The organism is Microbacterium sp. bgisy189 (genome assembly GCF_057707225.1).
The window spans coordinates 209,425-230,346 of the sequence record NZ_JBYIPT010000004.1 but is presented as its reverse complement, the minus strand read 5'-3'; the positions used below and the strand labels follow the sequence as shown (position 1 = coordinate 230,346).

General features: G+C 69.5%; 15 protein-coding genes. 8 read left to right on the top strand and 7 right to left on the bottom strand.

From position 1 onward, the window contains the following. Window positions 1-9: 9 nt before the first annotated feature. On the bottom strand, window positions 10-1,038 hold the full coding sequence (locus tag AC3ENX_RS08095) for an App1 family protein phosphatidate phosphatase (RefSeq protein WP_434811352.1): 1,029 nt from the start codon (window positions 1,036-1,038) through the stop codon (window positions 10-12). 5 nt (window positions 1,039-1,043) lie between these two features. After that, complete coding sequence (locus AC3ENX_RS08090; protein WP_434811351.1) at window positions 1,044-1,727, bottom strand: DedA family protein; 684 nt, start codon at window positions 1,725-1,727, stop codon at window positions 1,044-1,046. Window positions 1,728-1,768: 41 nt separating this feature from the next. Between AC3ENX_RS08090 and AC3ENX_RS08085 the strand changes: the two genes are divergently transcribed. The 5 genes from AC3ENX_RS08085 (at window position 1,769) to holA (ending at window position 9,735) form a co-directional block, all read left to right on the top strand. Continuing rightward, complete coding sequence (locus tag AC3ENX_RS08085; RefSeq protein ID WP_434811350.1) at window positions 1,769-3,052, top strand: anthranilate synthase component I family protein; 1,284 nt, start codon at window positions 1,769-1,771, stop codon at window positions 3,050-3,052. 50 nt (window positions 3,053-3,102) lie between these two features. Then, on the top strand, window positions 3,103-5,706 hold the full coding sequence (gene leuS, locus AC3ENX_RS08080; protein WP_434811349.1) for a leucine--tRNA ligase: 2,604 nt from the start codon (window positions 3,103-3,105) through the stop codon (window positions 5,704-5,706). A 102-nt stretch (window positions 5,707-5,808) separates the two neighbouring features. After that, window positions 5,809-6,393: a ComEA family DNA-binding protein gene (locus tag AC3ENX_RS08075; RefSeq protein WP_434811348.1), complete on the top strand. Its 585-nt coding sequence runs from the start codon at window positions 5,809-5,811 to the stop codon at window positions 6,391-6,393. After that, a complete protein-coding gene (locus tag AC3ENX_RS08070; protein ID WP_434811347.1) occupies window positions 6,390-8,690 on the top strand; it encodes a ComEC/Rec2 family competence protein in 2,301 nt (766 codons plus the stop codon). The genes AC3ENX_RS08075 and AC3ENX_RS08070 overlap by 4 nt, the downstream gene beginning before the upstream one ends. 10 nt (window positions 8,691-8,700) lie before the next feature. After that, window positions 8,701-9,735, top strand: coding sequence for a DNA polymerase III subunit delta (gene holA, locus AC3ENX_RS08065; RefSeq protein WP_434811346.1), 1,035 nt, complete (start codon window positions 8,701-8,703; stop codon window positions 9,733-9,735). Between the two features lie 120 nt (window positions 9,736-9,855). Here the strand turns inward: holA and rpsT are convergent, their stop codons facing one another. The 3 genes from rpsT to AC3ENX_RS08050 form a co-directional block, all read right to left on the bottom strand. Further along, on the bottom strand, window positions 9,856-10,116 hold the full coding sequence (rpsT, locus tag AC3ENX_RS08060) for a 30S ribosomal protein S20 (RefSeq protein ID WP_434811345.1): 261 nt from the start codon (window positions 10,114-10,116) through the stop codon (window positions 9,856-9,858). A 115-nt stretch (window positions 10,117-10,231) separates the two neighbouring features. After that, on the bottom strand, window positions 10,232-10,975 hold the full coding sequence (locus AC3ENX_RS08055) for an alpha/beta fold hydrolase (RefSeq protein ID WP_434811344.1): 744 nt from the start codon (window positions 10,973-10,975) through the stop codon (window positions 10,232-10,234). A 55-nt stretch (window positions 10,976-11,030) separates the two neighbouring features. Further along, window positions 11,031-15,758: an ExeM/NucH family extracellular endonuclease gene (locus AC3ENX_RS08050; RefSeq protein WP_434811343.1), complete on the bottom strand. Its 4,728-nt coding sequence runs from the start codon at window positions 15,756-15,758 to the stop codon at window positions 11,031-11,033. Window positions 15,759-15,949: 191 nt separating this feature from the next. Between AC3ENX_RS08050 and lepA the strand changes: the two genes are divergently transcribed. The 3 genes from lepA to hemW are packed head-to-tail and all read left to right on the top strand — an operon-like array spanning window position 15,950 to window position 19,683. Continuing rightward, the gene (gene lepA, locus AC3ENX_RS08045; RefSeq protein ID WP_434811342.1) at window positions 15,950-17,794 is read left to right on the top strand and encodes a translation elongation factor 4; all 1,845 of its coding nucleotides are present in this window, start codon (window positions 15,950-15,952) and stop codon (window positions 17,792-17,794) included. Between the two features lie 21 nt (window positions 17,795-17,815). Next, window positions 17,816-18,466, top strand: a complete 651-nt coding sequence (locus tag AC3ENX_RS08040; RefSeq protein WP_434811341.1) for a DUF1990 domain-containing protein — start codon at window positions 17,816-17,818, stop codon at window positions 18,464-18,466. Then, window positions 18,466-19,683: a radical SAM family heme chaperone HemW gene (hemW, locus tag AC3ENX_RS08035; RefSeq protein WP_434811340.1), complete on the top strand. Its 1,218-nt coding sequence runs from the start codon at window positions 18,466-18,468 to the stop codon at window positions 19,681-19,683. Before AC3ENX_RS08040 ends, hemW begins: the two co-directional genes overlap by 1 nt. A gap of 4 nt (window positions 19,684-19,687) precedes the next feature. Here the strand turns inward: hemW and AC3ENX_RS08030 are convergent, their stop codons facing one another. Together AC3ENX_RS08030 and AC3ENX_RS08025 are read right to left on the bottom strand one after the other, a co-directional pair. Then, a complete protein-coding gene (locus AC3ENX_RS08030) occupies window positions 19,688-20,140 on the bottom strand; it encodes a hypothetical protein (RefSeq protein ID WP_434811339.1) in 453 nt (150 codons plus the stop codon). A gap of 57 nt (window positions 20,141-20,197) precedes the next feature. Beyond that, window positions 20,198-20,872 (bottom strand): TetR/AcrR family transcriptional regulator, encoded by a 675-nt coding sequence (locus AC3ENX_RS08025; protein WP_434811338.1) that lies wholly within the window; start codon window positions 20,870-20,872, stop codon window positions 20,198-20,200. Window positions 20,873-20,922: the final 50 nt, after the last annotated feature.

Genomic DNA, 20,922 nt, shown 5'->3' with positions numbered 1-20,922 from the left:
GACACGCGATCAGTCGTCGACGACGCCGACGTCGGTCAAGCGCTCGAGCAGTTCCGCACCGTCGTTGCCCGTCACCCACGGCACTGCGGCAGCCGAATGGTCATCGACCGCGGTGCGTCCGCCCGCCAACACCGCCTCAGCAGGCGACAGGCGACGGATGGCGACGGCGGCGACGTGCTCTGGGAATTCGCTCGTGAACGCCGTGTACAGCGCGTCGTCGTGTTGACCGTCGTCGCCGATCAGCATCCACCGCACGTTCGGAAACTCTGCCGCCAGTCGGCGCAGATTCTCGCGTTTGTGGTCCTGACCGCTGCGGAACAGTCGGTCATGGGTCGGGCCCCAGTCGGTGAGCAGCAGGGAACCGGCGGGGAACAGGTGTCGGCGCAGGAACCTTCCGAGCGTCGGCGCGACGTTCCACGCTCCCGTCGACAGATACACGACAGGCGAGCCCGGGTGATCGCGGACGAGACGTTCGAGCAGCACCGCCATGCCCGGAACCGGCTGCCGTGCATGCTCGTCGAGGACGAACGAGTTCCAGGCCGCGACGAGGGGCCGGGGGAGCGCCGTGACCATCACGGTGTCGTCGATGTCGGAGATGACTCCGAACGTGACCTCGTCGGAGACGATGAAGACACGCGTCGACACCGGCTCGGACCCTTCGACCGACATCGTGATCGGCTGCCAACCGGGCTTGAGCGATGCGGGCAGGACGGTGTCGACGACTCCGCCGCGGTCGGCGACGACGGCGTGGGTCACCCCGTCGACCGTGATCTCGACCTGCGCGAATCCGACAGGCACCGACACGAAGCTGCGCCAGCCTCGCACGCTGGCATATTCCCCCCGCGCCCTGGTGGGGACGGGCGGCACGATGAGCACGCGGCCGACCACCCGCACCCACTTCTCGCCGCCGTAGCCGGGGAACGCGGCGACGGTCGGTCGCTGTCCGCGTTTGCGCGCCCGGCGCTCGCGCCAGGCATGGAAGCGGTACTCCAGGCGCGCCAGCCAGAGCACGTCGGAGGAGCGGGACGAACGGGACATCGTCCTCAGTCTTTCATGCCCTCCGCCTTCGGCGAGGAGTCGGGCGCGGCATCCACCCGCAGGTGATGCGCTTCGCGCGCGAGGATGACCCGCTTGATGACGTAGGCGACCACCAGGAACACCACGATCACACCGACGAACAGGTATCCCGCGTAGTGCAGCTGGTCCGCGAGCTCGCGGTAGGTTCCGGCGGCGGCCGCGGCGACGGACACGTACAGCACCGACCAGATCGTGCACGCGGGGGCTGTCCAGGCGAGGAATCGCCGATACGAGAAGCCGCTCATGCCCACCGTGAGCGGGACGAGCGAATGCAGCACCGGCAGGAACCGCGACAGGAAAATCGCCGGTCCGCCCCGCCTGCGCAGGTACAGCTCCGCGCGCACCCAGTTGTGCTCACCGACCTTCGCGCCCAGCCGGGAGAAGCGGATGTGCGGACCCAACCACCGCCCGAGCCAGAACCCGATGCTTTCGCCGACGAGCGCCCCCACGATCACGACGACGACGAGGATGCCACCCTCCCAGAAGGAGGAGACGGCGGTCCCCGAGACGATGACGATGGTGTCGCCGGGGACGACGAGTCCGATCAGCACGCTGGTTTCGAGCATGATCGCGAGTCCTGCCAGCACGGTCCGCAGCACCGGGTCGACACTCTGCACGGCATCGAGCAGCCAGGTGAGGAACTCGTTCACGGCTCCAGCGTAGGCGTCTAGGCGGCGACTAGCCTGAGAAGGTGGATCTGACCGCCCGCCCCCTGCCGTGGACGGACCCGGAGACGCTCTTCTGCGCCGGGCCGGCGAACGCCGACGGCGGGTTCTGGCTGGATGCCGGACCAGCAGCCGTCGAAGGCTGGAGCTACCTCGGCATCGGCGAGTCGCCCGTCGGCGTGCCCCGCGAGGTCGCCGTCGCGCCGTCGACGCCGGCGCCGAAGCGGTGGGGGCCGTTCTCCGGGGGATGGGTCGGATGGTTGGCGTACGATCCCGCCGCCGGTCGTGCCGGTGCTCCTGCCCGTGATGAGGGTCCGGGCTCACGCGGTGTCCGCGTGCGGGCGTTCGTCGCGATCGACCATGCGTCGCGACAGCAGTGGGCCGTCGCCGCGCCGGACGAGCTGGACGCACACGTGCAGCGCGTCGCCCGGTGGGCAAAGACGCACGCCCCTGCACTCGCTCCTGCGCCCGCGATCCCGACCCGATCCCGGCACTCGGCCACACGCTATGCGGACCTCATCGAGGCGTGTCGCGACGTCATCCGGGAGGGCGACGCCTACCAGCTCTGTCTCACGACGCGGTTCGAACTCGACGGCGCGGTCGACGCCGTCGCGGCGTATCGACGGCTTCGCCGTGCGACACCGTCGCACCACGGCGGTTTCCTGCGGGTCGGTGATCACGTGCTGGCCTCGGCGAGCCCGGAGCGCTTCCTCGACATCGTGGGCGGTACCGTGCGTACGCATCCCATCAAGGGCACGCGACCGCGCGGTCGGACGCCGGACGACGACGCGCAGCTCGCAGCGGAGCTTCGTGCGAGCGCGAAGGAGCAGGCCGAGAACGTCATGATCGTCGACCTGATGCGCAACGACCTGCAACGCGTGTGCGAGCCGGGTTCGGTGACGGTCGAGCGCCTCCTGGAGGTCGAGTCCTACCCGGCGGTCCACCAGCTGGTCAGCACGGTGGCAGGCCACGTGCGGGAGGGGACGACCATCGGGCAGGTATTGGATGCCGCGTTTCCCGCCGGCAGCATGACCGGCGCCCCGAAGCTGTCGGCCATGACCGTCCTGCACCGGCTGGAGGATGGCACACGGGGTGTGTTCGCCGGGTGCTTCGGCTGGATCGGTGACGAAGGTGCCGCTGACCTCGCGATGGTGATCCGCTCGATCTTCGTCGGGCCCGACGCCGCGTATGTCGGCGCGGGCGGCGGCATCACGTGGAGTTCGATCACGGCCGACGAGGTCGCCGAGGTCGGGATCAAGGCGCGCGGTCCGCTGGCAGCGGCGGGCGGACGTCTTCCGGCCGGGTGGTGAGCGCTGCTCCGGTAATCTGAGGGGACGCCTTGCGGCGTTCCCTGCTTTCGATGATTGGTACCTCCTCCGTGTCACAGATCAACGCCACCGACACCGACGCGCCCGCCGACGGCTTCGACGCGTACGCGATCCAACAGAAGTGGCAGGCCCGCTGGGCCGAGGCCGACCCGTTCCGTGCGGGCGGCGAGGAGGACACGCGCCCCCGCAAGTACGTGCTGGGCATGTTCCCGTACCCCTCAGGCGACCTGCACATGGGTCACGCTGAGAACTACGCGTACGTCGACGTCGTCGCGCGCTTCTGGCGACACCGCGGCTACAACGTGCTGAACCCGATCGGCTGGGATTCCTTCGGCCTCCCCGCCGAGAACGCCGCCATCAAGGGCGGCGCAGGGTCCGACCCCCGCGAGTGGACCTACCGCAACATCGACCAGCACAAGAAGAGCTTCCGCGAGTTCGGTTCGTCGTACGACTGGAGCCGCGTGCTCCACACGAGCGACCCCGAGTACTACCGCTGGAACCAGTGGCTGTTCCAGCGTCTCTACGAGCGCGACCTCGCGTACCGCAAGGACAGCCCCGTCAACTGGTGCCCGAACGATCAGACGGTGCTTGCGAACGAACAGGTCGTCGACGGGCACTGCGAGCGCTGCGGCGCCGAGGTCGTGAAGAAAAAGCTCACGCAGTGGTACTTCAAGATCACCGACTATGCCGATCGGCTGCTCGACGATCTGAACCAGCTCGAGGGCTTCTGGCCGTCGAAGGTCATCCGTATGCAGCGCAACTGGATCGGTCGCTCGGTCGGCGCGGACATCGACTTCGAGATCGAAGGTCGCGCCGAGAAGGTGACCGTCTTCTCGACGCGTCCCGACACGCTGCACGGCGCGACCTTCATGGTCGTCGCGCCCGACAGCGACCTTGCGGCGGAACTGGCTGCCGGCTCGACGGCCGAGGTGCGCATGCGCTTCCAGGACTACCTCGATCAGGTGCAGCGCCAGAGCGACATCGAGCGTCAGAGCACCGACCGGCCGAAGACGGGTGTCTTCCTCGATCGGTTCGCCGTCAACCCGGTCAACGGGGAGCGGCTGCCGATCTGGGCGGCTGACTACGTGCTCGCCGATTACGGTCACGGCGCGGTCATGGCCGTTCCCGCCCACGACCAGCGCGACCTGGACTTCGCTCGTGCGTTCGATCTGCCGGTGAGAACGGTCGTCGACACGACCGCCCCGGTCACCGGCGCGATCCCGGTCATCGAGACCGATGAGGACGGTGTTCCCATCCTTCCCGAGGACGAGAGCCTCGAAGAGATCGACCCCGCGCGGACCGGTATCGCCCTCACCGGCGATGGACGCATGATCAACTCCGGCACCCTCGACGGGCTGTCGAAGCGTCATGCGATCACCCGCGTCATCGAGCAACTCGAGGCCGCCGGCACGGGTCGTGCCGCGAAGTCGTACCGCCTTCGCGATTGGCTCATCTCACGTCAGCGGTTCTGGGGGACGCCGATCCCGATGATCCACACGCAGGACGGTCGCATCGTGCCGGTGCCCGACGAGCAGCTTCCGCTGCGCCTGCCGGACGCGACCGGCCTCGATCTGAAGCCGAAGGGCACCTCGCCGCTGGGCGGGGCGACCGAGTGGATGCAGACGACCGATCCCGAGACCGGTGAACCGGCGCTGCGGGATGCCGACACGATGGACACGTTCGTCGACAGCTCGTGGTACTTCCTGCGCTTCCTCGCCGCGAACGATCCGACGCAGGCGTTCCCGTCGAGCGAGGCCGACCGGTGGGCGCCGGTCGACTCGTACATCGGTGGCGTGGAGCACGCGATCCTGCACCTGCTGTACGCACGCTTCATCACGAAGGTGCTGTACGACATGGGCCTCATCGACTTCACGGAGCCGTTCTCGAGCCTCATCAACCAGGGCATGGTGCTGCTGGACGGCTCGAAGATGTCCAAGAGCAAGGGCAACCTGGTCGAGTTCGCCTCGAGCATGATGGACCCGGGCGCCGACGTGGTGCGCACCGCCATCGCCTTCGCCGGTCCGGTCGAAGACGACATCAACTGGGAGGACGTGTCGACCACCGGTGCCCAGAAGTTCCTGGCGCGGGCATGGCGCGTCGCCAAGGACGTCACGAGCGACCCGGACGTGCTGTGGAAGACCGGCGACCCTGCACTCCGCCGCGTCACGCACCGGCTGCTGGCCGACGCTCCGAGCCTCGTCGAGCAGACGAAGTTCAACGTCGTCGTCGCGCGCCTCATGGAACTCGTGAATGCGACGCGCAAGGTGATCGATTCCGGTGCCGGCCCGGCCGACGCCGCCGTCCGCGAAGCAGCCGAGGCGACCGCGATGATCCTCGACCTGTTCGCGCCGCACACGGCCGAGGAGATGTGGGAGGTCCTCGGCTACGACGGCTTCGTCGGGCTCGTCGCGTGGCGCAGCCCCGACCCGTTGCTGCTGGTGGAAGAGTCGGTGACCGCCGTCGTGCAGATCGACGGCAAGGTTCGCGGCACCCTGACCGTCTCGGCGAAGATCTCGGCCGATGAGCTCGAAGCGCTCGCGCGTGCCGACGAGAAGGTGCGCCGTTCACTCGGTGACCGCGAGATCGCGCGGGCCGTCGTTCGAGCGCCGAAGGTCGTCAGCTTCACGACCGCCTGAGTCGCCGCTTCCGCCGTCTGCACAGCACGGCGCTTCGTCGCGTTCTCCACAGATCGTCCGCTGAAGGCGTGGGCAGGTCGTGGCGCCTGAAACCGTGGAGGCGTGGGATCGGACGGGTCCGCCACCGGCGGGATGCGAAAGTTCGGCGTCGGCGCGGCTGTCGTCGCCGTGCTCGTCGTCGCTGCCGTCGCGGTCGCGATCGGCGCGGTTCGAAGCCTGGGGGACCAGCCCCAGACGGTTGCCCTGTCGCCGACGGCCGCCGCTGTCGAGTCCGCCGTGTACGTCCACATCCACGGCGAGGTGGTCGCGCCGGGGATCTACCGCCTCGGCTCGGATGCACGCGTCGTCGATGTCATCGCCGCCGCCGGGGGCCTCACGACGGATGCGGACGACTCAGCCGTGAACCTGGCACGCCTCGTCGTCGACGGCGAGCAGCTGCGGGTCCCGGCCGTCGGCGAGGAGGCCGCGCCGCACTCCGGCGCACCCACGGCCGACGGCCGCGTTGCGCTCAACAGCGCCGATGCCGCCGCGCTCGAGACGCTGCCAGGGATCGGTCCCGCTCTCGCCGAGCGCATCATCTCCTGGCGCAGCGAGCATGGCCCGTTCCGCGCCGTGGAGGACCTCCTCGGCGTGCCGGGCATCGGAGACAAGGTCCTCGCCGGATTGCGTGATCAGGTGACGCTGTGAGCGGGCGCCGTGCGCGCAGGCGCGATGTGCGCCTGCTCATCGTCGTCGCCGTCGCGTGGCCGGCCGCGATCGCCGCGATCGTCCTGCCGGAGGCTGCACCGGTCCTTGCCGCCGCGTTGGGCGTGACGATGATCGGGTTGCTGTTCCTGGCCCGCACCCGCCCGGAGCCCGCGCGCACGGTCGCGGTGCTGGTCGCGGTCGGGTGCGCTGTCGGGGCCGCCGTCGCCGTGCACGTGTCGTCGACCTTGCCGTCGCGCGGCGAGGCGACCGCGCTCCTGGTCGACGGCGGTTCCGCGGAGTTGACGGCGATCGTCGTCGGCAAGGTGGACCGCTACGGGGACCGCTGGGCGTTCGATGCCGCCACGGTCGTCATCGACGGCGGGCAGGGCGCCGAGGCGCGACTCTCCGCCCCCGTACAGGTGATCGTGAGCGACCCGCCCGATACCGTCGACGTCGGCGCGCGCGTTCGCATCCGCGGGACGGGGCAACCGCTGCGCCCCGGAGACCGAGCCGTAAGCCGGGTCATCGCCGACCGCATCGAGGTCGAAGCCGGTCCCGTAGGCATCCTCGAGACCGCGGCGGCGTTGCGCAACGGGCTCTCCGACGTGACGGCCGGCCTTCCTGCCCCGGCATCCGGACTGGTCGCGGGCCTCGCCGTGGGCGACACCTCGAACGTGACCACCGAACTCGACACCCGCATGCAGGATGCATCGCTGTCGCACCTCACCGCGGTCTCGGGCGCGAACTGTGCACTCGTCGTCGCCATCGCGTTCTTCGCCGCCGCCGCATGCGGGTTCGGGCGACGAATGCGGGTCGTGTTCGCGCTCGGCGCCCTCGCCGGCTTCGTCGTCCTCGTCACGCCCGAACCGAGCGTCGTGCGTGCCGCCACGATGTCGGCGATCGCCATGCTCGGGATTCTGCTCGGCAGGGTGGGCGCGGGCGTGTCGTTGCTCAGCACGGCGATCATCGGCGCACTCGTGCTCGACCCCTGGCTCGCACTGTCGCTCGGGTTCGCCCTGTCGGCATCGGCGACCGCGGCACTGCTCCTGCTGGCCGGCCCGCTCGCCGCGGGTCTGGAACGCTGGCTGCCCACGCCACTCGCCATCGCGCTCTCGGTTCCGGTCGCGGCGCAACTCGCCTGCGGACCCCTGCTCGTTCTCCTCACCCCGTCGATTCCGGTCTACGGCGTCATCGCCAATCTGCTCGCCGCTCCTGCCGCGCCGATCGCGACGATCGTCGGCCTCGCGGCGTGCCTGCTGTCAGGAGTCCCGCTGCTGGGCGCGGGGCTCGCGACGCTGGCCTGGGTGCCGGCCGCCTGGATCACCGGTGTCGCGAACGTCTTCGCCACGCTGCCCGGCGCGCTCCTACCGTGGTGGTCGGGACCCGTGGGACTGCTCGTGCTCCTGGGCGCCGGTGGCGCCGTTGCGGGCGTGCTGATGGGGCGCGCCCGGCGCACGTCGGCCACCGTGCTCGCCCTCCTGTGCGCGGTGCTGATCGCGATGGGTCCCGTCTCGCGGATGGTGGACCGCACCCGCGTTCCGGCATCGTGGTCGATCGCCGCATGCGCTGTGGGTCAAGGCGATGCCCTGCTCATCCGTTCGGCCGAGCACATCGCGCTCGTCGATACCGGGCCCGACGAGGCGTCGCTCGGGCGATGTCTCGATCGGTTCGGCATCGAGAAGATCGATCTGCTCGTCCTGACGCATTTCGATCTCGACCACGCCGGGGGCGCGGCCACCGTGATCGGAGACGTGGCGACTGTCCTCCACGGCCCCGTCGCCGACCCTGACGACGACGCACTGCTCGCGGCGTTCGAGTCTGCCGGCGCGGCCCTCCACGCAGTGAAGCCGGGAACCTCCGGACCTCTCGGCGACGCCACCTGGCGCGCGCTCTGGCCGAGCGCCGACACGCCACCGGGCAACGATGCGAGCGTCGTCATCGAGGTCTCCGGCGGTGGTCTGCCGCGCACACTGTTCCTCGGCGACCTCGCCGCGCGTCCGCAGGCGCGCGTGGCCGGTGCGCTCTCGGGCACATACGACGTCGTCAAGGTCGCCCACCACGGCAGCGCGGACCAGTACCCGCCGGTGTACACGAACGTGCAACCTCGGCTCGCGCTCGTCACCGTGGGGGAGAACACCCACGGACACCCTCGCGACGAGACCCTCAAGGTGCTCGAGGCGGCCGGTGCGTCGATCGCGCGGACCGACACCGAAGGCGATATCGCGGTGTGGACAGACGGTGGTGCACTCAACATCTGGCGCTCCCGGCCTCTGCCCGGCGTCGGTGCCGATCGGTAGGCTGGTCCCCATGCCGCCTGCACCGCGTCGTGCTCCCGCCCGAGCCGCCTCCACGATCCCGCAGGTGTCGTGGCGACAGCCCCAGCCCGCCCCCATCGTGCTCGTCTCCGGACCCGAGGACGTCTGCGCGGAGCGTGCGATCGCCGGCATCCGCGACTACCTCCGCGCCGAAGACGCGAGTCTCGAGGTGTCCGACATCCGCGCCGACGACTACGCCGCGGGTCAGCTGCTCGGATTCACCTCGCCGTCGCTGTTCGGTGAGCCCCGGCTCGTCCGCGTCGCGGGCGTCGAGAAGTCCAGCGACACCTTTCTCGCCGAGGCGCTCGCCTACCTCGAAGCGCCGCAGGACGGCGCGACCGTGATCCTGCGTCACACGGGTGCCAGTGTGCGGGGCAAGAAGCTGCTCGACGCCGTGCGCGCCGGAACCGGTGGTGGCATCGAGATCGCGTGCGCCGCCATCAAGCGCGATGCCGACCGGTTCGATTTCGCGGCGGGGGAGTTCCACGCCGGGCAGCGACGTATCGCACCCGCAGCGCTGCGCTCGCTCGTGTCGGCGTTCGCGGACGATGTCACAGAGCTCGCCGCGGCCTGCCAACAGCTCATGTCGGACGTCGCCGGAGACATCGGTGAAGACGTCGTGCAGCGCTACTACGGCGGCCGCGTCGAGACGAGCGCGTTCACGGTCGCCGACACGGCCATCGCGGGTCGCTACGGCGATGCGCTCGTCGCCCTTCGGCACGCGCTCGCGAGCGGCGCCGACCCGGTGCCGATGGTCGCTGCGATCGCGAGCAAGCTGCGGACGATGGCCCGCGTGGCCGGCAACCGCGAACCCTCGAAGGCGCTTGCCGCCCGCCTCGGCATGAAGGACTGGCAGGTGGACCGCGCCCGTCGCGACCTATCGGGGTGGAACGAGGCGTCGCTCGGCATCGCCATTCAGGCCGCGGCGCGGGCGGATGCCGAGGTCAAGGGCGCTTCGAGGGACCCCGTGTACGCCGTCGAAAGGCTCGTCACGGTGATCGCGACCCGCGCGCCGTACGGCGCCTGACCGACGTCTCGAATCGCGGTCTGCGGTCTCCTCTCCGTGTCGGCGCTGTGCGCGATCGGGGTGTGCCACAAAGGACGAAGCCCCGTCCCACAGGGGGACGGGGCTTCGATGTCAGTGTGCTCAGAGAGCGGCGACCTGCTTGGCGATGGCCGACTTGCGGTTCGCAGCCTGGTTCTCGTGGATGACGCCCTTGCTCACGGCCTTGTCGAGCTTCTTGGTCGCCTTGGCGAGCGCCTTCTCGGCTGCGGCCTTGTCGCCTGCGGCGATGGCCTCACGGGTGCGGCGCACCTCGGTCTTCAGCTCGCTCTTGACGGCCTTGTTGCGCTCGTGCGCCTTCTCGTTGGTCTTGTTGCGCTTGATCTGCGACTTGATGTTCGCCACGTTCGACGGCTCTTTCGTTCGGAGTGTTTCGGTTGAGTGTGCCGGACGACGGTAGAGGGGCGCCGAACGGCGGCGCATGAGGTGGGACTCACACGCAAGCCAATGCACGAGTCTATCAGGTTTCGCCTGGCGTCCCCGCGGGCGGGTGCTCGACCGTGGCGATCGCGACGTCGAGCAACGCGTTGAACACGCGAGGGCGCATCGCGGTCACGAGGTGGCTCGTGCGGGGCACCACGATGAGTTCCGCCTCAGGCAACAGGCGCGTGAACAGGCGCTCGTTGAGTCGCAGTTGGTCGTACTGCCCGTTGATGAACCAGGTGGGCACAGCGATGCGACGCAGCGCGTCGAGCAGGTCGAGCACCGAAAGGCTCTTCAATGCGACGTCCTGGGCGTCGTACGCGTAGCCTCCGGCTCCGAAGTCCGCTCGTGTCTCGGCGGGCAGCGTGTTGTCGAGGACCCAGTCCGCGATCGGCTGTCCGCGCCCGGGGAGTCGATCGAGCCCGCGCGCGAGTGCACGGTAGGCGGCCAGCCCGACGCCACGGGGGAGGGCGGTGCACGACGCAGCGATGAATGCCGCGATCGGCGGCGGATCGGTCCGTCCGGCGTAGGCGATCGACAGCAGGCCGCCCATCGAGTGTCCGACGAGGATGACCGGCCCGTGCGCAGCGGCCGATCGCACGGCCGCGTCGATCGTGTCGAGTGCCACGTCGAGCGTGAACGGCTCGGCCATGCGGGTGCCGTGGCCGGGCAGGTCGAGGGCCGTGACGCCGACGCCCCGCTCGGTCAGGTGTGCCACCTGCGATCGCCACATCGTGGCCGATGTGCGGATGCCGTGGACCAACACCGCCTGCGCCGTCATGCGACCCAGCCTACGCAGGGCCGGCTGGGGAGGTGCCGACCCTGCGTAGTGGGGGTCACAACAGCGATCGGACGGTGACGGTGCGGCTGGTCGACCCGGTCGCGACCGACTCGTCCTCGGGGACGAAGACCGCCACGTATCGGTGCGTGCCACGGCTCAGCGTGCCCAGTCGCAGGGTCGCGAAGCCGCTGCGCGAGAGCGTCGCCGTGCCGACGACCGCTCCGTCAGCACCGTCCTCGCGGAACTCGACCACACCGGCGGGACGCCCCTCGTCCTGTCGCACGTGCGCGACGAGCGACGTCGGCAGGACGCGGTTGATGTGGATCGGGAGCACCGCGTACAGGCTCGTGCGCGTGGCCGACGGGTCGGCGACCTGTTCGACCGTGAGCGCGACCTGGACGACGGTGCCGGATGCAGCCGACGTCAGCGTCACCGGATAGGTTCCCGCGGGGGCTCCCGCGGGCACCGTGAAGGTCACGGTCGACGATCCCGCCGTGATCGCGGCCGTTCCGAGCGATGCGCCGCCGGAGGTGATGTCGAACGCCGTGTTCTCGGGTGCTCCTCGACTGGTCATGTCGACGCCGCTCACCTCGAACGTGACCTCGTCACCGGCCGCGACGACCTCGGGGATGCCGGTGACCTGCACGGCCTGCTTGGCGAACGACGGCGCCAGCGGCGAGCCGTCGGCGATGTAGTCCATCCATGCCTCGTAGTCGACCAGTCCGGTGTCGACGGCATCCGCGCCTTCGGTGAAGACCCGGAAGTTGTCGCCACCGGCGGCGAGGAACGAGAACGTGCCGATCCGGTAGGTCGCTGCCGGGTCGATGGGTGCACCGTCGATCGTGACCGACGTGATCCGCTCGCCCTCGGGCAGCGTCTCGTCGAAGGTGTAAGACACGTTGTCGGAGAGGCCGAGCTGCAGGTACGGCCGCGACGGCACATTGCCGTCTGCGTCGCGCTGCCACTGCTGCTCGAGCAGGGTCGTGAACTGCGCACCCGTGAGGGTCACCAGCGCCAGCGTGTTGTTGAACGGCAGCACAGCGTTCGCCTGCGAGAACGAGACCTGGCCGTCGGCCAGACCCGCCACGGCGTTCGCCCCGTACTCGGCCTGCGTGTCCCACAGGTCCGCCCGTAGCCCGCCCGGGTTGGTGACGCCGATGACGGCACCGTCGGGAAGATCCGCGAGGGAGTCGCGCAGCATGTTGGCGACCGTGTTGCCGAGGGCCGATTCGGCCGCACGGTTGTCGCGCGTCCCGCCCGTCCAGACGCCGTCGACGAACGAGCCGCCGGCGTGCGCAGTCGTGATGTCGGCAGAGACCTCACCGACCGCCGTGTTGCCGATCTCCGCGGCTGCGTCCAGCGCGGCCGTGACGATCCGGTCCACCTCGGCGACCCGGGGATAGGCCGCGATCAGGGCGGCCGCGTCGTCTGTCGTGCGGGGCACGAGACGCTCGGTGTGCGCGTCGACGGTGAACGTCTCCGGGTCGACCGTCAGCACGACCTCGCCGATGTTCGCGCCGTACGAGCCGGTCTGCACGATGGGGCGGGTGCGATCGGTGCCTGGCAGGGGAGCCGACCAGACGTACTCCTTGTGCGTGTGTCCCGTGAAGATGGCGTCCACCTCGGCGCTCGTGTCGTTCACGATCGCCTCGAATGCGCCACCCGCAGCCAGTTCCGCGTCGAGGGTCGACCCGTCGGGCGTGCCGGCGCCGGCGCCCTCGTGGTACAGCGCGACGAGCACATCCGCTTCACCGTTCGCGTCGTCACCGTCGGTGAGCTGCGCAGCGACGCGGTTCACCGCCGCCACCGGCTCGCCGAACTCGAGGTCGGTGATGCCTGCGGGAGAGACGAGCGCGGGGGTCTCTTCGGTGACCGCGCCGATGACGCCGACCGTGATGCCGTCGGCGTCCAGCAGTGCATACTCGGGCAGCGCGGGGGTCTCCGTGCCGGCGAGGTACACGTTCGCACCCAGCTGCGGCGCATCGAAGGCGTCCGAGACCCGACCGGAGAGGTCGTCCCAACCGCGGTCGAATTCGTGGTTGCCGACGGCCGTGGCCGACAGCTCGAGAGCGTTGAGCACGTCGATCGTCGGCTGATCCTGCGCGACCGCGGAAGGGAACAGCGACGCGCCGATGTTGTCGCCGCTGGAGAGGAACAGCACCGGACCGGACGCCGCCTCACGCAACTGCTCGACGGTGCCGGCGAACTCGACGGTGTTGCCGTCGATACGGCCGTGGAAGTCGTTGATGCCGAGGAGGGTGACATCCACCGGTGCGGCGTCGGCGGAGAGGCCCACGATAACCGGGTCGTGATCGCTCGAGCGGTAGACGTCGTCGGCGTAGAACAGCGTGCCGTGCGAGGCGTAGCGGCTGTATTCGAGCGCGACCGACTCGCCGGAGTTGATGTTCCAGATGTCGGCGTCGGTCGCTCGCCCCAGCGCTGCGGTGTTGAGCAGCACGTGGTCCAGCGATCCCGAGAGCCCCGAGAAGCTGTACGACGACGTGTCGAGGTCGAACGCGTGCTCCGCGTCGGTATAGCCCGCCTCGTACAGCACCTGCAGCGGGTCCTCCTGGCCGTAGGAGTTGAAGTCGCCGACGAGTGCGACCGCTTCGACGTCGCCCTGGATCTCGCCGACCCAGTCGCGCAGCGCCGTGGCCTGTCGTACGCGCGACTCGTTCGACGCGCCCTGACCGTCACCCGTGTCGACGTCACCGGGCCAGGGCCCGGCCGATCCCTTCGACTTGAAGTGGTTCACCGCGAACAGGAACGGCGCGCCGCCGGCTGCCGGTTCGAACACCTGCGCGATGGGTTCGCGCGCGTTGCCGAACGCTTCGCCGTCACCGCTCTGATCGCCGAGGGCACGTGAGGCGCCGACCGTGTCGACAGCCGCGGTGCGGTAGATGATCGCGTTGGTGATGACGTCCTGCTCGGTCGCGGCGGGCAGATCTGCCGACGAGGGCACGAACGCCCAGGTATCGGCGCCAGCGGCCGCGTTCAACGCGTCCACGAGGGTCGCAGTCGCCTCGTCGACCGGCTCGCCGAGCGCAGCGGAGTTCTCGATCTCCATGAGGCCGACGACATCCGCATCCAGTGCGTTGATGGCGGCGACGAGTTTGTCCTGCTGCCGGTCGAGGTCTTCGGCATCCCACGCGCCGCGCTGGTCGCAGCCCTCACGCACGGTCACACCGTCGCCGAACCGGTCGGTGTACGCCACGCACGACGCGTTCTCGTCACCGAGGGTCGTGAAGTAGTTGAGGACGTTGAACGAGGCGATCGACAGGTCGCCGCCCACCGACTCGGGAGCGGCGGTGCGAGGAGAGGAGAACGCCACCCCATCGGCGCCAGTCCCGTCCGCAGTCAGGGGTGCGGTCGGGTTCAGCTTCCACGTGTTGTTGCGCCAGTCGACGATCACGGGGTCGACGAACGAGACACCGCCGCCGACGACGATCGGCTCACCCAGCGAGACGTAGGCGGGAGTGAGCTCGCGGTTCGCGGTCGAGAGGAAGTTGAGGGTCGTGCCGTCGTCGAGCACGACACCTCGAGCGGCGTTGTCGGCCGCGACCGCGTCGGCCTCGGCGGTTCCGGGGCGGGCCACGTCGGTGGGCTGGCGCAGCGGCGTCGTGCCGGCGGCAAGACCCACCTCGCCGTACTGGTTCGTGGAGTAGGTGTTCGTGACGGTGTACTCGCCGGCGGGCGCGATCAGCATCGACTCGAGTCGCTCGCGTTCCACTTCGGTCTCCGGCCATGCGACGGCGGCGGGCGAGACCGGCTCACCGGCGGCGACCACCGTCGCGTCGCCGGGTTCGACGGTGAGCTCGGTCAGGCCGTTCCACTCCGAGACGACGCCGGTCACCTCGACGGTGTCGCCGAGCGCGACCTCGTCGACCGCACCGGGCGCGTAGACGAAGACGGCGTCGGATGCGGTGTGGGCGGCCAGATCGATCGCGCCACCGGTGCCGGGGGTCTGGATGACGTAGCCGTTGAAGCCGCCGGTCGGGTAGTGCGCGGTGACGACGCCGGTCGTGATGACCGTGGCGCCCTGGTGCCCACTCGCGGCATCTGTGCCCTGGATCTCCGCGATCGACAGGGTCTCGGGGTCGGGCTCGGGTTCGGGATTGGTGCCCGGGTCGCCGAGGCCGGTAGGTGTCGGCGTGCCGGTCGTGAAGTCCGCACCGTTGTCGGCGGTGTTGGTCCACGACGCGTCCCGCGCGATGCTCGTCGAGTTCGACGTCGCCGGCGCCGCAGCCGCACCGGCGAAGTGGGTCGCCCCGCCCCAGCCGACGAAATCGACCACCTGGGGAAGGTCGACGAGCCCGCTCGAACCGCTCAGCGCGTTCTGATCGGATACCAATGCGACCTTGCCCTGTTGGCCGCCCATGGCGATACTGCCGTCGACGTCCGCGGCGATGTCGGTCGCGTCGAGGTTTGCCCCGAACGCCTGACCGACGAGCACGTTGCCACCGGCCGGAATCGTGATGCCGGTCAGCGGCGTCAGCTGCCAGCTCGACCCGGTCGGCGACGCGTACTGCACGCTGTACCCCGACAGGTCGACCGCTGTGTCGCTCACGTTGGCGAGTTCGACGAAGTCACGGTCGAACGGCGCACCGCTGTTGCCACCGCCGCCGTAGACCTCGGAGATCACCACCGCGGCATCCGGCGACACGGCCGCCGAAGCGGCTCCAGGTGTCAGCGCGAGGCCCGCGATCGCGGTGGCGCCTGCCGTAGCGGCGGCGATCCACCGACGATGCGGACGAAGGGCAGAGTGTGCTGCGTCGTTCGTCACGTCGTCTCCCGTGCGGCCGCGCGCGTGGGTGAGCGCTGAGAAACGACCGCAACTCCGAGCGTGCTGGGAATCCGCTGAATGCCGCAAGGTAAGGGGCGGTTAACTCTTTCTCATGTGGAGGCGAACCGCAGGAGATGGCTCCCGGTCGGTGGCGCGGCGGCCGCCACGCGCGCCGGTAGACTGCTGCAGACATGTCACCGCGCGCCCTGAAGCCCCTCGAGCCCGCCGCAACGCCGCCCGAGCTGATCCGCAATTTCTGCATCATCGCCCACATCGACCACGGCAAATCGACGTTGGCCGACCGCATGCTGCAGATCACCGGCGTCGTCTCCGACCGCGACATGCGGGCGCAGTACCTCGACCGCATGGATATCGAGCGCGAGCGCGGCATCACGATCAAGTCGCAGGCCGTGCGGATGCCGTGGTCCCTCGACGGATCGACGTTCGCGCTCAACATGATCGACACCCCGGGCCACGTCGACTTCACGTACGAGGTCTCGCGCAGCCTCGCCGCCTGCGAAGGCGCGATCCTCCTCGTCGACGCGGCACAGGGCATCGAGGCGCAGACCCTCGCGAACCTCTACCTCGCGCTCGAGAACGACCTGCACATCATTCCGGTCCTCAACAAGATCGATCTGCCGGCAGCCGACCCCGACAAGTTCGCCGCCGAACTCGCCGGCCTCATCGGCGGCCGCCCCGAAGACGTCCTTCGCGTCAGCGGCAAGACCGGCGTCGGGGTCGACGCGCTGCTCGACCGCCTCGTCAACGAGATCCCGGCGCCCAAGGGCGACGCCGATGCGCCGGCGCGGGCGATGATCTTCGACTCGGTCTACGACTCGTACCGCGGCGTCGTCACCTACGTGCGCATGGTCGACGGTGCGCTCAAGCCGCGCGAACGCATCCAGATGATGTCGACGAAGGCCACGCACGAGCTGCTCGAGATCGGTGTGTCGAGCCCCGAGCCGACACCGACCAAGGGACTCGGCGTCGGCGAGGTCGGGTACCTGATCACCGGCGTGAAAGACGTGCGCCAGTCGAAGGTCGGCGACACCATCACCAATCAGCGCACCCCCGCCACGGCGGCCCTGGCCGGATACACCGACCCGAAGCCGATGGTCTTCAGCGGCATCTATCCGATCGACGGCAGCGACTACGCCGACCTGCGTGAAGCGCTCGACAAGCTGAAGCTCTCGGATGCGTCGCTGCAGTATGAGCCCGAGACCTCCGTCGCCCTCGGGTTCGGCTTCCGCTGCGGGTTCCTCGGTCTCCTGCACCTCGAGATCATCACGGAGCGACTCTCACGCGAGTTCGACCTCGACCTCATCACGACGGCGCCGTCGGTGACCTACACGGTCACCACCGACACCGGGGAGACGGTCACCGTCACCAACCCCAGCGAGTACCCCGACGGCCGCGTCGCCGAGGTCTCGGAGCCGGTCGTGAAGGTCGGCATCCTGCTGCCCAAGGATTACGTCGGCACCGTCATGGAACTGTGCCAGTCGCGCCGCGGCACCCTGCTCGGCATGGACTACCTCAGTGAGGATCGAGTCGAGCTGCGATACAACATGCCGCTCGGTGAGATCGTGTTCGACTTCTTCGACCAGCTCAAGTCGAAGACGCAGGGCTACGCGAGCCTCGACTACGAACCCGCCGGGTCCCAGACCGCCGACCTGGTGAAGGTCGACATCCTGCTGCAGGGCGACAAGGTCGACGCGTTCAGCTCGATCGTGCACCGCGAGAAGGCCTACAGCTACGGCACGATGATGACCGAGCGGCTGCGCAAGCTCATCCCTCGGCAGCAGTTCGAAGTGCCGATCCAGGCCGCGATCGGCGCCCGCATCATCGCGCGCGAAAACATCCGCGCGATCCGCAAGGACGTGCTCGCCAAGTGCTACGGCGGCGACATCACCCGAAAGCGCAAGCTGCTCGAGAAGCAGAAGGAGGGCAAGAAGCGCATGAAGATGGTCGGGCGCGTCGAAGTCCCTCAAGAGGCGTTCATCGCCGCGCTCTCCGGTGACGTCGAGAGCAAGAAGTAGCCCCGAACTAGGCTGGAGACCATGCGCCGCGGAAGCTTCCAAAACGGAACGGTCGACTACGCCGCTGTCGGCGCCACCCAGGCTGCCGACCTCATGGGCTATCCGCCCGAGAGGAGCACGCCCGCCGAACAGTCCTGGCGGATCGGCAGCGGCGAGGAGCGGTTCACGACGTCGGCCGACGCACTGTTGTCGTGGTCGGCGCTGCGCGGAGCGGGCCTCGACGTCAGCGACGTGCGCCCTGCCGCAGGTCCGATGTATTCGGGTGTGAGCTTCGACGAAGAGGGGGCGCCCGTCGCGCCCAGTCGCCTCGAAGCCGATCAGCGGTTCGACGCCGACGGCACCCCGTACGTGAGCGCCGGCACGACGATCCACGTGCACGGTCGCGTCAAGGGCTTGAAAGCCGACGGCGAACTCCGCGTCATCTACTCGATCGAGGAGCCTCGACGGGTCGGCTTCGCACTCGGCACCGTGTCGGGCTCCGTCGTCAGCGGTGAGGAGTCGTTCGTCGTCGACTGGCGAGACAACGACGAGGTCTGGTTCACGGTGCGCGCGTTCGATCGCGCCACCGGCATCGTCTACCGGCTGCTCCCCGGGCTCGTCAAGCGTCGCCGCCGCGAGCTGTTCCAGGGGTATTTGCGGGCGATCTCGCCGCTGTACCAGACCCCCGCCTGATGGGCTCGGCGCTCCCGCTCGGCGACCCCGTTCCGACCGATGGCGCACTGCCGGCCGACCTCCGAGTCGACCCCGGCGTCGACTTCGGCGTGTACGTCCACGTGCCGTTCTGTCGCGTGCGGTGCGGGTACTGCGACTTCAACACCTACACCGCCACCGAGTTGCGCGGGGCGCGGCAGGACGCGTACGCCGACGAAGTGCTGCGCGAGATCGCGGTGGCCCAGCGGGTGCTGTCCGAGGCCGGCGCGGTGCGCGCGGCATCCACGGTCTTCTTCGGCGGCGGCACCCCGACGCTGCTGCCGCCCGGTGACCTCGCCCGCATGCTCGCGGGTATCCGCGACGCGTTCGGCGTGCAGCCGGACGCCGAGGTGACCGTCGAGGCGAATCCCGACACCGTGACGGCCGAGGTGGCGCTCGAACTCGCCGCCGCCGGCGTGACGCGGATGTCGATCGGCATGCAGTCCGCCGTCCCGCACGTGCTCGCAACCCTTGATCGCACGCACGACCCGGCCGGCGTGCGGACCGCCGTCGAGGCGGCCCGTGCGGCGGGGCTCGGCGTGAGCGTCGACCTGATCTACGGCGCTCCGGGAGAGGGGCTGGACGACTGGCGGCTGTCTCTCGAAACGGCGATCGATCTCGCGCCCGACCACGTGTCCGCGTACGCCCTGATCATCGAGGACGGCACCGCGCTGGAACGGCGCATCCGGCGCGACGAGCTCGCTGCACCCGATGACGATCTGCAGGCCGACATGTACGAGCTCGCCGACGATCTGCTCACCGCAGCCGGTCTGCACTGGTACGAGGTGTCGAACTGGGCGCGGGGCGAGGAGCATCGGTCGCGGCACAATCTCGCCTACTGGCGCGGCACCGATTGGTGGGGGTTCGGCCCGGGAGCACACAGTCACGTCGCCGGGTTGCGCTGGTGGAACGTGAAGCACCCGGCCGCGTACGCCCAGCGCCTGGCGGCGGCGCAGTCACCCGCGGCGGCGCGGGAGCGGCCGGACGAGGCGGCACGGCGCCTCGAGCGCGTGCTGCTGCGCTCGCGCATCGCCGAGGGGCTGCCCGTGTCCGAACTCACCGGCGCCGGGCGGCACGCGGTGGCCGAACTCATCGCGGACGGACTGATCGAAGGCGCATCGGCGCTGCGCGGCCGCGTCATCCTGACACGCCGCGGCCGCCTGCTGGCAGACGCCGTCGTCCGCGCGCTCACCGGTTGAGCGGTCAGCGCGGCCGCGGGCTTTCCAAACCGGGGCGGCCGAGCGCGAGCAGGTAGCACGCTTCGATTGCGGACCCCACACCAGGCCCCACGCCGGTCGCGACGCCCACCGGGCCATCTTCGATCGGCACCCTCGCCGTCGGTGAGCCAGCGCGATCGACTGCGAGTTCAAGGATCCACCCGCTGAGCCCGCCGGGACGCAACTCGGGCGGATGGACCACAACGCGGTGCCAGGTGTCCGGCGTTGCAGAGCCCGCGATCATCTCCCCGCGCCGCTCCAGGCGCCGGCGGGGCAGCCCGCGAGATCCCGTCGTTACGAGCGTGAGAAAGCCGGTGGCGTACCCGGCGGCGAGATCACGCTGATTGCTGACCAGCGAGTACGGCACGACGACGATCTCCCCCGGAAATCGCTCCGCGAACGCCAGGGTCTGGTCCAAAGCGGCCTGAAGCGATTCCATTTACCCTACCGTTCCATTGCAGTGACACTGCAATTGAACGGTAGGGGTGGCTCCGTGTCAAGCGTCGGCGGCGGCTTGCGCGGCTCTCGTCATCGACGTCACGACCCACTGCTGGTACACGGCGCGCCGCCACCCCATCGTCCTCGTGATGAGCAACCGGGACTCGGCCGCGGTGAGCACCGTCGTGGTGTCGATCAGCCACGGGAGATCGACGCTTGCAGGAAGGAGCCCATCGGTTCGCATCGTCGTCCAGAACAGCGCCAGGTAGTCGCGGGTGGCCGCGCGCCACCGTCCTGCCGAGTCCTGCACGCTCGGCTCGGATCCCTCCACCTCGCCGTTTACCGCCATCAGCGGGCCGAGGCGTTCATGCATTGCAGACACGCCGTCGGCGAACGCGGCGATGCGTGCCGATGTGGTCGCTGCGGTCAGTGCGTCCACACTCCACTCACGCTGCGGCATCGGCGTCGCGTCAACATCGCCGACGATCCCGACTTCGATCACTCGCTGGAAGAGGACCACTTTGCTCGCGAATCGGACATAGACGGTACGCTCGCTGACGCCCGCCGCCTCGGCGACCGCTGCGATGCTCGTGGCGGCGTAGCCCTCTCGGAGAAACAACTCCGTTGCGGCCGCAACGATGCGCTCCTCGGTGCGGCGGCGCCGTGTCGCGGCAGCTTGTTCACGCGCCGTCGGCGGTGTGAGGTCGTCGGATCGGGGCGAGTTCGGGCGCATGGGTGCCCACGCTACCCGCGCGCGGCACCGTCGATGCGGAGGTGGTTCAT